Genomic DNA, 13,276 nt, shown 5'->3' on the forward strand with positions numbered 1-13,276 from the left:
TTCTATTCATCCTGGATAGTGATATGGTAACGAACACCTTCTTGCTCAGCTGACTCTACACTGATTTGGTAGCGATCCCCAAAGTAGAGAACAAAGCGTTCGTGTACATTTACTATTCCAATTGATTGCCGCTCCCCACTATAGCTTGCCTCGTGTTCAAAACTTCGTTGAGCTAATTTTTCTTGCAAGCTAGCTAGTTTCTCAGCGGGCATTCCTCGACCATTGTCTTCCACTAGGATTTCAACGAAGCCTTGGCCCTTCAAGGCTTTGATACTGATGACATTATCCGTTCTGCGATGGTCAACACCATGGGCAAAGTAGTTTTCTACCAATGGTTGGAGTGTAAATTTTGGAATCCTCATTTCTTCCAATTCTGGTGCAATCTTGAAACCATAGGCAATGGATTTAGGATAACGCACCATGCAGAGATAGCTATATTTTCGGCAAAATTCCAACTCCTGCTTCAAGGTCGTTTCCCGCTCGTCAGAGATATTGTTGCGTAACAAGCTACTAAATTCATAGATAATATCTGCCAGTTCATCCTGACTTTGCATGACGGCATACATCCGTAAAAACTCCAGAGTATTGTACATAAAGTGAGGATTGATTTGAGCCTGCAGGGCTCGCATATTGGCATCTTTTTGACTGAGCTCTAGCTGATAGATATCATGGATATTTTTTTCCAGGCGGTCCAACATATCATTGGTTGTTTCTGCAATGAGAAGCAACTCTTGGTCTTTTTCAGAGGTATCGATTCGAAGGCCTTCTTCTCCTTGAGCAATCACCTCGATCGAATCTACTAGGTCTACGACCTGCTTTTGGTAATTTGAGAAAGTCTGTCTAAGGGTCACGTACAAAATGATGATAAAGAGAATACTTAGCCCAATAGTGACAGCTGAACTCGTCAAAGTTCCTGTAAGAACAAAATTTTTAGGAACAGCAACTCGAACCTGATAACCATGAGAGGTGACACCCACAAACCAGTTTTCTCGCTCGGCTGAGACCTTCTCCCCAATATGGAACATCTCAGTCTCAAAAGGCGAAGTTACTGTTACAGCCATTGGGATATGACCCCGAGTATTGTCAATAGCTCCATGTAAAACATCTGGGGATAGAGAGATATAGATCACTCCTAAATCCTTGTCAGACACAGGATCAGAAACAGGAATAGCAAAACTATTGGCTGTTGGCTTAAAATCCTCCGCAGGAACTTTCTCTCCACTGCGTTTTTCTCTAGTCGAAACATATACTTCCTTGTAGTCCTGAAGAACAATAGCCACTCCAGTCACAAAATCATTCCGAACATAGAGGTCATCAATATTTTCATACAGGGAAACCGAGATATAAGGCGAAGTTTTACGCTCTAATTGCCAATAGAAATAGTCTGGTGTGCTGAGACTGAAATACTTGTAAATCCCTTCGATGCGGGCCTGATTTTCAACCAAAGACTGAGCAAGTTGGGTTGACTCTCTGTGATAGTATTCCACTTCACTCACTGTCCGAGTGGTCACACGTTCTGCAACCCGTTGGGCCTCTTTCTCACGCGAGTCCCAGTCAGCATACGATAGCATAATCGCAAAACTGGCAATGACCACGATCATAACCAAACTATAAATCCGTAAAAGAGAGTGAAGCCAAAACTGCTTCATTCTATTTTGTCGCCAATTTTTCATGGATACTTTCATAAATAGGTTCCAACATATCACTGATAAAGAAATGCCACATTCCAATTCCTACAAAAAAGAGCAAGGCAGGCATATAATAACCAACTCCTACAAGGAGAGTCGTCCCGAGTAAAACCTTGGCAATCGCAGGTAAGCTCATAAAAATCCCGATAAGGGACAGTTTCAAGGTATTTTGGTAGGATAAATCAAAGTACACCTGAAGTTTCAAGGAAACAGTGTAGGCTAGAAAGACAAGAGCAACTACAAGGACGTTGAGAAAGGTCGCCAAAAGGTGGAAAATCGTCTGGTGGGGCAATTGAACTAGAAGATACAAACCATAAACTAGGACAAGATCCACAAACACAAAACTATAGAAAGCCAAATTACTCTTGACAAAATTGCTCTTATACAATTCCCAAGCTTCCTTCAAATGGTAGGCTCGATAGGTATAACCATGCTCCGCATACAAACTCATCAGGGTGGCACTAGCTGGTGCCAAACCAAAGACCACTCCTCCTGCTAGTGTTAATAGCCAGAAATAAGCCGTCGCAATCATTCCCAAAAAGATACGATTAAAGACGAATTCTAGAAACTTTCCCATGCTACTCTCCTTAAACTAACGATGTAACTATTATATCATATTTCAAGCGTTTTCAAAAATTTAGAACTCCCATTTACAATCCTCAAAAAGCGTGATACAATTGGTTTTGTTAATTCACATCAAGGAGATTCTCATGAAGAAAAATATCTTAACCACCCTCTTGGCCGCCGTCCTCTACTTTCTCTGTGTAGGGATTGGAGTCTTCCTAGGACACCTGGTCGATCAAACAGGCAATATGTTCTACGCGCCGGCCTTTTCTGCCCTTGTCGGTGGCAGTGTCTACATGCTTCTTTTGACGAAGGTCCCTCGTTTTGGCGCTATCACCACTCTGGGACTTTTTATGGCACTTTTCTTCCTAGCTAGCAAGCATGGCGCTGGTGCCTTTCTCCCAGGACTCGCCTGTGGTCTTGCAGCAGATGCCATCGCTCGTCTCGGCAACTACAGAGACCGAATCAAAAACACCCTCTCCTTCCTCGTCTTTGCTTTTAGCACAAGTGGTCCTATCTTTCTCATGTGGATCCGTCCCAAAGCTTACGTGGCCACTTTACTTGCGCGTGGGAAATCCCAAGAATACATTGACCGTATCATGGTCGCTCCAGAGTTGGACAAAATCCTTCTCTTTGTTTCAAGCATCCTCCTAGGTGCCTTGATTGGGGCTGTGGTTGGGCAATTTCTAAGTCAAAAAATAGCTGATAAACTATAAGGTAAAAGCCCTGAAGACTAGCAATGCCTAGCTCCAGGGCCTTTTTGTATACAATCTTAAAATTCACTATAGATAAATTCTTGAATATTCGAAAAATCGGTCACAAAACAGTAGATCACGATGCTCAAGATGACCGTATAGAAAAATAGTGTCCACAAGATTAAACGATGTGTGTTAGTTAGCTTGGTTTGCAAATTTGTAAAGTTCTTTTTCAACTTCCATCCATCCTTTCACTCCAACGTGCATCACGTCAAATAAAAAGTAATCATCATACTCTCTGTTTCCATAGTTTAATACGGTTGCACCATGGCTTTTTGCGACATCTTCTATTTTTTTATAAGTTTTTTCTCGCATCTCTCTTGAGACACCAGTGTAGTCATTCCATTTCCCGTTTACTGGGAAAATAATAACCTCAACTTCAATGCCCAATTCTTTAGCAACTGTCAAGAAGAGTTCCATATCTGAATATTCTGGTGACTCTAGGTAGCTCAAATCTTTATTGGAATCTTTCAGCGATGCATAGCGATCTTTTAAGTAAGTATTGTAGTAGTTATTATCAACAGCATAGTCATTATTGTCTGTTTTCTTTTTGACCTCTTCCACAAACTGATCCGTCATCTTTTCCCAATCATAGTCTGGGGTTTTGTCTCCTAGTGAAGGATAATCTGATTTAGCATGTTTTTGATAAAAAGTCTGTTTAAGCTTAAAGGAATACATCGCGTTATCTAACTCTAATAGTTTTTTATCAACAATAGTTCCTTTTCCATCTATGAAATAACTTTTGTATTTTTTGTAGATGTCATTTTGTTGCTTATTTCCTTTGGTAATCTCGATAATGCGATTGATTATTTTTTCTTTCGTTTCTTTACTAATCTTATCATTATCTAGCATGTGAAAAATATGTTCCTGAGAAGCCTTGTTCAAAAAGGCATCTTGATGGGTCCCATCTTTTTCAAACCACTGAACCGACTCTACTATAGCTACTTTTCGCTTACTCATTGATCCTTCAATAGAGCCCAAGGTCGTAGCCTGAATGATGTTTTGAGAATAACTGGTCCCAATCTGCATGATATTAAAATCGTTGTAGTTAAAAATTTTATTTGGATGATAGTCTTCATTTATCGTTGCGACCAACTCTGAGGAACCCATTAGAACCAGTGTATTGGGGGTGATATTGCTTGTTAGAATATCTCTACTTTTATACTTTTCATACGAGGTGCTATAACGAATACTGTTATCCTTGACTTTATAATAATCATCAATCTTCTTGACATACGTCACATTTAAAAGGGCAAGCGTCGCAATTACGAGCACAAGCGATAGTAAAAATGCTTTTAATTTAATCATCTCGTTTTATCCTATCCCTTCGATCTAGCCTATTTCTTTTCAATCTCTTATCTCTTTAAAATCGTCAGTAAGATTTTATAGGGTTCACCTGAAAAGATAAAGAAACCAATCATAACCAAATTCATGGTCACAAACCAACTTAGTAGCTTATACCAGTTTTTGTTTTTATTTTTCTTATAAAAATTGCTTTTCTTTTGATACACTTCAAATCCAGCCATCAAGACACCATGGTAAAAACCATAGACAATGTAGCTAACACTGAGACCATGCCAAAAACCCATGACCAACATATTGATCATATAGGCATAGGTTGCATTGTGTAGTCTATTTTTAAACCATTTTTTCCTGATAACCTGCATCAATACTCTTGAAAATACAAAATCTCTCAACCAGGTCGACAAGGTGATATGCCATCTAGTCCAAAAATCCTTGATATCGACACTCAAGAAAGGTTTGTTAAAGTTCATCGGTGTCTGAATACCTAGAATATTACTACTTCCAACGGCCATTAGACTATAGCCTGCAAAGTCAAAGAACAGATACAAGGTATAGAGGTACATATACTTGATTGAGTAAACGACTGTGCCAGTATTATTTAGAGCGAGTAACATCTGATAAACATAGGTTGATAAAACAATCTTGTAAAGGAGTCCTAGAACGATACGATACACACCGTCCCCTGCTAATTCTAGATACTCTTTTCGGGGCATGACCTCGTTTATCTCTTTTAAAAATCTCCTACTCCGATCAATTGGACCAGCACTAACTGTTGGGAAAAAGAGCAAAAACTGTAGATAATCTTTTACACTGATTTTTTCTTTGATTAAGCCATCCGATATCTCTAGCATGATCTGAATGGTCTTAAAGGACATGTAAGAAATTCCAATAAAGGCCAACAAATGCAGAGAAGTCAGAGCAAAGACTTTATTGATCACCAAAGGAAGGATGGAAAGGAAAACCAGTGGTTTCAGCCACTTTGCCTCTATCCGCTGTGCTAGAAAAACCAGAAAATACTGGTAAACGATAAAGGCGAGCAAATAGACAATCATCGCTCGACTCTTACCATAGATAGCTCCTGCAAATAAGAGGGAGAGGGCCAAAATATAGTAGTCCTTACGTTTTTCAAAAAAGTTTACCACAAAACCAATCAGTAAAACTACAAACAAGAGAAGGAAAAACTCATTCCCCTCGAAATAATTCATACCAGCCAAACTCCTTTACATTATCATCCCTTCTACAGCAAAGTTTCTGACTTGCTAATTGGGGACCTTTGTTTATTATAGCATATTTCTAAAAAGAAGCTTTATCCTTCTTGCATTTCGGTTAGAAAACAAAAAGGAGTCCCGTTGAACTCCTTCCATTATTTATGACTTAATTTCTTGGTCAAGAAATCTCCCAAGAACTGGATTGTAAAGATAATCAAGATGATAATAATGGTCGCCAAGATAGTCACATCGTGATTGTAACGATTAAATCCATAGGCAATGGCTACGTTACCAATACCACCAGCTCCAACCGCACCGGCCATAGCTGTTTCCCCAACAAGGGAAATCAAGGTCACAGTCGTCACACGAATCAAATCTGGAAGACCTTCTGATAGGTAAACACCCACGATGTCCCAGAAGGTCGCTCCGCTCGCTTGAGCCGCCTCAATGACACCACTATCTAACTCAGCCAAGACAACCTGCACCTGACGGGCAAAGAAGGCAAAGACCGCAAAAGAAAGTGGGACAAGGGCTGCATTTGGCCCGATACTTGTTTTGACAATCAAGTGAGACAGTGGCGACATGATTGCCAAGAGGATGATAAATGGTACCGCACGGAAAATAGAGGTAATCTTGTCTAAAATCCAGAAGATAACCTTATTTTCCAAGACACCGCCTGGCGCTGTCAAGACGAGGAAGAGACCTGCCACCAGCCCCAAGAACCCTCCGATGATGAAGGAAAGAACTGTCATATAAAGAGTTAGGTAGATGGCTGTTCCCCAGCCTGCCTGACCAGCCCAGCCCATCTTATAGACATTTGGTAGATAAGTTTGAATCAACTCTGTCATTTTACTGTCCTCCCTTCAATACTTTTAACTGGACGCCAGCCTGACGGATGGCATCTTGGGCACCTGCTAGTGCTGCTTTTTCACCTGACAAGACCACCACCAATTCTCCGACAGGAGTGCCATCGAGAATTTCGATATTTCCATAGAGGATATTGGCCGTTACTTGGTAATGTTTGTACAATTCATTCAAAAGTGGTTCATCTGTCGAAGCCCCTGCATACTTGAGCTGCACTAAGATACTGTTCTCAGATAAATGTTCTACGATTTCTTGCTTCTCAATCTTGACCATGGCTTCATCAATACCTGTAGCTGTTGAGATAAAGTCCTGTGTCAAAGGTTGTTTAGGGTCTGAGAAGATTTCAAGGACACTGCCTTCTTCAATCAAACGGCCATCCTGCATGACCGCCACACGGTTGGCAATGTCTTTGACAATCTGCATTTCATGCGTAATCAAGACAACCGTCAAACCTAATTTCTGGTTCAAATCTTGCAACAAGGCCAAAATCTGCTTAGTTGTCTTAGGGTCGAGGGCAGACGTTGACTCGTCTGAAATCAAAATTTTCGGATCATTTGCCAAGGCACGCGCAATGGCTACACGCTGTTTTTGCCCTCCTGATAGTTGTGAAGGGTAGTTTTCAGCACGATCCGCCAAGCCAACCAAGTCCAACAACTTAGCTACTTTTGCTTTCTTTTCTTCCTTGCTGAGTCCAGAATGTTTGAGGGCAAAGGCCACATTTTCCTCTGCTGTCTTTTGACTCATTAGGTTGAAATGCTGGAAAATCATCCCGATATCTTGACGTTTGCGACGCAACTGCTCTGCCGTCAAGGTTACCTTGCCATCAAAAATGACGTCGTTATCAATGGTAATTTTCCCAGCAGATGGTTTTTGCAAGAGGTTAATCACCCGTACAAGGGTTGATTTCCCTGCTCCAGAATATCCAACGATTCCGTAGATATCCCCTTCTTGGATGTGAATAGTCACATCCTTGACCGCTGTGATGGTTCTTTTCTTTTGGTGAAAAGTCACATCGATCTGATCTAACTTGATAATATCTCTACTCATAGCTTCTAATCAGCTCCTCTACTAATTCAATATGGGTGTAGTAATCGGCGATTCGCACATTTTCATCTCCACCGTGATCTCGGCTATTGGCATTTCCTAGACCGAAGGCCACCATTGGTACCTCTAGGGCATCAAAGACCGTATGCATAGGTCCTGTTCCCGCTGTGGTCGGCAAGACTGATACGCCTTGTGGATAGAATTTCTTGGCCAACTCGATTACGTTGAGAATGGCTGGCGCGCTCATATCGCTTCGATAGCTCATCTCTCCCAAGGTATAGTATAATTCTACCTTATCAAAGCCATTTTTGTCTAGCTGTTTCCGAATTTTTTCCAGAACATCATGCGGTTCTAGACCAGGAACCAAACGAACTTCTAGCTTAGCACTGGCTTCTGCTGGCAAAATCGTTTTAACCCCTTGCCCTTGATAACCTGACTGAATCCCTTCGATATTAAGGGCTGGCTCGAAAAAGAAACGTTTTAGGAAGGCTACACGTTCCTCTTGTAAGAGAGGCAATTCCAAGCCATAAATGCGACTGATTTCCTCAGGATTGCGTTGGGCGTAGGTATCCACCAAGGCTAGTTCTCGTTCATTTGGCTCTTGAACATCCTCGTACAAGCCTTCTACTAAGATACGCCCATCTGCTGCACGTAGGCTACTTAAAGCCTGGATAAGATACCATGGAGCTGATTCCACGACACCACCATAACTCGAGTGGATATCCACATCCGCACTTTTTACCTTGGCATCAAAGGTCACAATGCCCTTGTTTCCTCCAGAGATTTCCAGCTGTTCCAAGGCGTTCTTGGTCCCTTGTTCCCAGACTAGTAAATCCGCCCCACGAAGTTTGTCTGCATGTTTCTCTAAATACTTGTCTAAATCCATAGAAGCAGACTCCTCTGCCCCTTCCATGATAAAGCTGATATTGACTGGCAGATCATCGTGGTGCTGCATATACTTTCTCAGAGCACTCAAACGAGCCGTGATATGGCCCTTGTCGTCGTCAACACCACGCCCATACATAAATCCATTGCGGACCGAAAGCGTAAAGGGATTCTCTGTCCACACCTGATCTCCGTCCGCTGGTACAGTGTCATAGTGGTTATAGAAGATCAAAGTCTTAGCATCTGGACGCGAACTCTTGAAATGCGCCATGACAAAGGGAGCCGTATAGCTCTCATCAATCTCCACTTCAGCCCCTACACGCTTGAAAATCTCACCCAGATAGTTTGCGACCTCCTTGAGTCCAACCTGCTGGGCAAAGACTGATTTCTTGGAAATCAAGGTACGCAAAACTTCAAAATAATGCTGGGCCACATGATCCTTCTCAAATTTTTCAATCTGCTCTTGTTCGCTAGGAAAAACCATTTTCTCTCTCTTTCTACTACGTACTTGTGTCCTCAGAACGACCACAAGTGCCTCTTTAAAATCAACTCTCTATACAAAAGTAAGAGGTGGAAACTCTCTCCCACCTCCCTATGTCTTATTACCAAACTGGTTGGTCCAAACCGTCTGATGTTTCTTCGATAACTTTTTTCACTTCATCAGTGTGGTAAGCTGCGATAATTTTCTTGATGGCATCAGCCTTAGGTGATGATTCCCAATCTTTTTTCGCAACAATGATGTTGTACCATTGTTTTGAGTTTTCATCAGCTTGTTCTTTGAAGAGTGCTTTCTTGTAGTCCAATTTTGCTTCTGTAACGAAGGTATTGTTTACAACGGCAGCATCAACTGATGACAATGAACGAGCTGTTTGACTAGCGTCCAATTCAGTAATCTTCAAGTTCTTTGGATTTTCCGTGATGTTAGCAACTGTTGCAAGAGCAGTTCCAGAAACATCCAATTTGATCAAACCAGCTGATTGAAGCAAGTAAAGTGCACGGCTTTCGTTTGTTGCATCGTTTGGTACGGCGATTTCACCGTTATCTGGGATTTCTTCCACTTTAGTGTACTTGTTTTCTTCCCCATTTTTACCTGAGTAAAGGCGGATTGGTGAGATGTAGGTATCTGCAATCGCTACAAGGTCTTTCCCGTTTTCTTTGTTCCAGTTGTTCAAGAAGTTGTAGTGTTGGAAAGCATTCAAGTCTACTTCGCCATCAGCAGTTGCCTTGTTTGGTTGTGAGTAGTCTGTGAACTCTGTGAATTCCAATTTAATTCCATCTTTTTCAACCAATTCTTGGATTTTATCCCAACGCGCTTCTTCAGAACCGCTACGGTTAACTGTTGCAATTTTGACAACTGTTTCGTTGTCTGCTTTCTTTTCTGAATTTCCGCAAGCTGCAAGAGTCAAACCTGCGACTGTAGCAAGAGCTGCTAAACCGAGCCATTTTTTAATTTTCATGATTCTTTCTCCTTTAAAAATAATACCGTAATAGTATCTCATACTTTATTTGAATTAGCAAATTGTTATTAGATAGGCAGACATATAGTTTGAAACTATATACCTGAAAATTGAGAAATCATCCGTCTTTCTCAGACTGGATGATTTCATACGACTATTTAATATCAGCTTCTGCTGGAAGGTAAGTATCTCCAAAGAACTGTTTAGACAATTTTTCAAGAGTTCCGTCTTTGTAGAGTTCTTGGATACGTTTGTCTACAAATGATTTCAACTCATCTTGACCTTTAGCAAGAAGTGGGTAAACGTAAGGTTGTTGGTCGCTTGGAAGTTCAATGACTTTCAAGTTGTCCAAACCTTGGTTCTTGATAACTGTTTCAACACCAATCTTATCAAAGATCTTGTAGTCAAACTGACCATCGCTCAAACGAGACATGATTTGTTGGAAATCAGCCTTGGTATAGTTAAGAACCGTTGGATTGTCAGCGTGTTGTTTGTTATAATCTTCTAGCTGTTTAGCTGATGTTGTCCCTTGAACGACCTCAGTAGACTTGCCTCCGATATCATCAAGTGACTTGATGCTGTCGTCGTCTTTCTTCACAACGAGAACGTTAGGGTTTTTAGCAGTTGGAGCTGCATAAAGGTACTTTTCAGCACGTTCTTTGGTATAGCTGATATTGTTCACCGCCATTTGATAACGGTCGCTATCAAGACCTGCAAAGACACCTGACCACTCTGTCTTTTCAAACTTAACATCGTATTTGTCAGAGTCTTTAAAGATAGCACGGACTACTTCAATCTCATAACCAGTCAACTCACCATTTTCTTCGTAGTTAAATGGTTTTGGTGAAGCATTGGTTGCAACGATAATTTCTTTCTTACCAGATGCTGCTTCGCTAGTTGCAGTATCTTTCTTATCTCCACCTGAACAAGCTGCTAGTACACCTGCGGCAACAAGTCCTAGAGCAGCAAGAGATGAATATTTGACGATTTTTTTCATGTCATTTCCTCCAAAATAGAATACTTTACTATCTTAACAGAAAATATTTTTTTTCGCCATTATATGATATCTATCTCGGTGATAGGTTTTTTTTATGGCTGATTTAAAAGACCAGACGCAAGACTGCAATCAAGACTACCCCAAAAAGAACCGTACCTACTAGATTGCGGTAGCGAAAGGCTACCCAAGCCGTTGGAAAGACTGCTAAAAAGTCCAGCCATTTGATTTGAGGAAGACTGCCAACTTTGCCAGTCACTACGCTTGAAAGAATCAAGGCAAAGATAATGGAAACAGGCAAAAACTTCAAAAACCGCTCGACGATAGCTGGCAAGCCCTTGTACTTAACCAAGATGAAGGGAATCATACGGGGAATCCAAGTCACTAGGCCTGAAAAGATAACGGCTAACAAAAGATATTTACTGACCATCTAAGACCACCCCCATAGTGCAACCTAGCAAAGTCGCAAACAGAACAGCTAGCGACTGAGACACCACTGTCAAGAGCAAAAAGAAGGACACCGCAACAACGGCTAGGATCCGCAGCAGATTGCGGACAGGAACCCGTCTTTGCATAATCTGAAATTGCGAAGTAAAAATCCCGATAAACATTCCTACAAGGGCAAAGTCCAATCCAAAGACCTCAGGATTTGGAAGAAGCCCACCTAAAGCTGTCCCCGCCACTGTCCCAATAAACCAGGCTACATAACTATTGAGATTGTTCCCGTGCATCCACATGGGATGGACTTTATCTGTATGGGCTAATTCGCCCATCAAAACCCCATAGGTCTCATCTGTCAAGAGACTGGACATGCCGATATTTTGCCAGAGACTAGTATGACGGAAATAGGTCGATGCATGCAAGCTCAGTAAAAAAAGTCGCAAGTTGATCAAAAAAACTGTCATAGCAATGGCTGCCACAGGCGCTTGGACCGCAATCAGTGCCAACATGGCAAACTGGGCGCTCCCAGCATAAACAAAGAGGCTCATCAAGCCCATCTCAACAGGTGTCACATAGGGCGCACCGATAATCCCACAAGCCAGACCAATGCTGACATAGCCAAGGGCAGTCGGCATGGCTGCCTGAACACCTTCCCAAAATCCTTTTTCTTTCATCCTTCTCCTCATTCTTACAAATACAGCATTCTACTACTAAGCATTCAAAACAAGCACGCTAGGGTAACTACCATCGAAATTGATCGATTGCAATATTATATTGGTTGTTCTCAGGATTATCCTCATTCTCATATTCTGTAGGATAAACATCAATCCAGAGTTCTCTCCCTTGCCCTTTCATTTTGACCTTAAATCGATAACCAACATCATACCCCACCAAAGCATCAACTTTCAAAGACTGAAAGTTTGGTAGAGCTTCGATTTCAGCTTTCATGTCTTGGGTCACTTTATAAAATATCTCTTTTTGTTGATCTTTGGAAGCCATAGGGAAATAAACCGTCGCTCCTTGTAAACGATGCGATTTTGAAAAAGTAACGGTCACTCGACCGCTGTAACTTTTCCATTTAAAGTTTTCGTAGTCATAGAAAAGGCGCCCGGTTTTATAGAGATAAGGATCTTTTGCACGCCAAGGATTGTGATAGCCTGTTTCTGTCTCTTCTACTATTTCATGAGGTTTTCCAAACACTTTTTCAAAAGATTCGAGGGGCATATTAAAAGAAACGGATTCAAACATGACCAATTGCGTCTTTTGAAACATTCGAAAAACCATTAAAGACAGCAACAATACCACTAGAGCAAGTGCCATACTCATTATTTTTGTAAATTTCATATTTCTACTATACTAAAAAACTCGGGCATTTGTCCAAGATAAAAAAAGTCAACAATTAACTGACTCTTTATTCTATGGTATAGAAGGAAAGGATTACGATGCATGCCTCCGATATTGACTAATCCCAACCCCATACTCCTTATCTTCAAGCTTTTCATGATATCCAAGTTCTGTCGAATAAACCTCGACCCAGAGATCCTCCGTTTGCCCTTGTAATTTGACTTTATATTGATAAGAATCTTGATCTAGTTCTACCATTTCAACTGTCATAGACTGATAGTCTGGTAAAGATTCAATTTCTGTTTTTATAGCCTGCGATAGTTTGTCAAGTAGTTCTTTCTGTTCCATTTTTGAAGCAACAGGAAAAGAAGCCCTCGCTTCTTCCAAGGTATGCCATTTTGAAAATGTAAAATCTGCGCGGATAGTATAGCCTTCCCATCTCATATTTTCGTAATAATAGAAAAGGCGACCTGTTTTATAGAAATACGGGTCTTCTGCACGCCAAGTATCACGATAGGCCATTTCCTCCTCTTCCACGACTTTGTCAGCTGCGACAAATGTATTTTCAAAAGATTCTACAGACATATAAAACGAAAGCGATTTAAACATGACTAACTGCGTACTAGGAAATTCCAAATTTTTAAAATTTTGGTAAGATTTTATAAATAAGATTATCACTCCAAGAGCAAGCAAACCACTGATTATTTTTGTAAATTTCATATTTCTA

14 protein-coding genes are annotated in these 13,276 nt (G+C 41.0%); 1 reads left to right on the forward strand and 13 read right to left on the reverse strand.

Annotated elements, in window-relative coordinates:
* Nucleotides 1-2: 2 nt before the first annotated feature.
* Nucleotides 3-1,673: a sensor histidine kinase gene (locus GMD3S_RS0204710; protein ID WP_000800572.1), complete on the reverse strand. Its 1,671-nt coding sequence runs from the start codon at nt 1,671-1,673 to the stop codon at nt 3-5.
* Nucleotides 1,651-2,265, reverse strand: a complete 615-nt coding sequence (locus tag GMD3S_RS0204715; RefSeq protein WP_000514461.1) for a YesL family protein — start codon at nt 2,263-2,265, stop codon at nt 1,651-1,653. Before GMD3S_RS0204715 ends, GMD3S_RS0204710 begins: the two co-directional genes overlap by 23 nt.
* Before the next feature lie 133 nt (nt 2,266-2,398).
* Between GMD3S_RS0204715 and GMD3S_RS0204720 the strand changes: the two genes are divergently transcribed.
* Complete coding sequence (locus GMD3S_RS0204720; RefSeq protein ID WP_000739510.1) at nt 2,399-2,968, forward strand: MptD family putative ECF transporter S component; 570 nt, start codon at nt 2,399-2,401, stop codon at nt 2,966-2,968.
* A gap of 174 nt (nt 2,969-3,142) precedes the next feature.
* Here the strand turns inward: GMD3S_RS0204720 and dltD are convergent, their stop codons facing one another.
* The 11 genes from dltD to GMD3S_RS0204775 all read right to left on the reverse strand — a co-directional run bounded on the left by dltD (nt 3,143) and on the right by GMD3S_RS0204775 (nt 13,269).
* Nucleotides 3,143-4,315: a D-alanyl-lipoteichoic acid biosynthesis protein DltD gene (gene dltD, locus GMD3S_RS0204725; RefSeq protein WP_000593512.1), complete on the reverse strand. Its 1,173-nt coding sequence runs from the start codon at nt 4,313-4,315 to the stop codon at nt 3,143-3,145.
* A gap of 47 nt (nt 4,316-4,362) precedes the next feature.
* Nucleotides 4,363-5,517 (reverse strand): D-alanyl-lipoteichoic acid biosynthesis protein DltB, encoded by a 1,155-nt coding sequence (dltB, locus tag GMD3S_RS0204730; RefSeq protein WP_001105737.1) that lies wholly within the window; start codon nt 5,515-5,517, stop codon nt 4,363-4,365.
* A gap of 158 nt (nt 5,518-5,675) precedes the next feature.
* The gene (locus GMD3S_RS0204735) at nt 5,676-6,368 is read right to left on the reverse strand and encodes a methionine ABC transporter permease (RefSeq protein ID WP_000137509.1); all 693 of its coding nucleotides are present in this window, start codon (nt 6,366-6,368) and stop codon (nt 5,676-5,678) included.
* Nucleotide 6,369: 1 nt separating this feature from the next.
* The gene (locus GMD3S_RS0204740) at nt 6,370-7,431 is read right to left on the reverse strand and encodes a methionine ABC transporter ATP-binding protein (RefSeq protein WP_000085691.1); all 1,062 of its coding nucleotides are present in this window, start codon (nt 7,429-7,431) and stop codon (nt 6,370-6,372) included.
* Nucleotides 7,424-8,797, reverse strand: coding sequence for a M20 family metallopeptidase (locus GMD3S_RS0204745; protein WP_000231793.1), 1,374 nt, complete (start codon nt 8,795-8,797; stop codon nt 7,424-7,426). The genes GMD3S_RS0204740 and GMD3S_RS0204745 overlap by 8 nt, the downstream gene beginning before the upstream one ends.
* Nucleotides 8,798-8,915: 118 nt before the next feature.
* Entirely contained in the window at nt 8,916-9,770 is an 855-nt protein-coding gene (locus GMD3S_RS0204750; protein WP_000694511.1) for a MetQ/NlpA family ABC transporter substrate-binding protein, read from the reverse strand.
* 154 nt (nt 9,771-9,924) lie between these two features.
* Entirely contained in the window at nt 9,925-10,767 is an 843-nt protein-coding gene (locus tag GMD3S_RS0204755; RefSeq protein ID WP_000724967.1) for an amino acid ABC transporter substrate-binding protein, read from the reverse strand.
* A 103-nt stretch (nt 10,768-10,870) separates the two neighbouring features.
* A complete protein-coding gene (locus GMD3S_RS0204760) occupies nt 10,871-11,194 on the reverse strand; it encodes an AzlD domain-containing protein (protein ID WP_000253936.1) in 324 nt (107 codons plus the stop codon).
* The gene (locus GMD3S_RS0204765) at nt 11,184-11,879 is read right to left on the reverse strand and encodes an AzlC family ABC transporter permease (RefSeq protein WP_000659754.1); all 696 of its coding nucleotides are present in this window, start codon (nt 11,877-11,879) and stop codon (nt 11,184-11,186) included. The genes GMD3S_RS0204760 and GMD3S_RS0204765 overlap by 11 nt, the downstream gene beginning before the upstream one ends.
* A 67-nt stretch (nt 11,880-11,946) precedes the next feature.
* Nucleotides 11,947-12,549, reverse strand: a complete 603-nt coding sequence (locus tag GMD3S_RS0204770; protein ID WP_025172956.1) for a hypothetical protein — start codon at nt 12,547-12,549, stop codon at nt 11,947-11,949.
* A 93-nt stretch (nt 12,550-12,642) separates the two neighbouring features.
* Nucleotides 12,643-13,269, reverse strand: coding sequence for a hypothetical protein (locus GMD3S_RS0204775; protein ID WP_000673205.1), 627 nt, complete (start codon nt 13,267-13,269; stop codon nt 12,643-12,645).
* Nucleotides 13,270-13,276 lie beyond the last annotated feature (7 nt).

This window comes from Streptococcus sp. GMD3S, from assembly GCF_000298695.2.
GTDB lineage: Bacteria > Bacillota > Bacilli > Lactobacillales > Streptococcaceae > Streptococcus.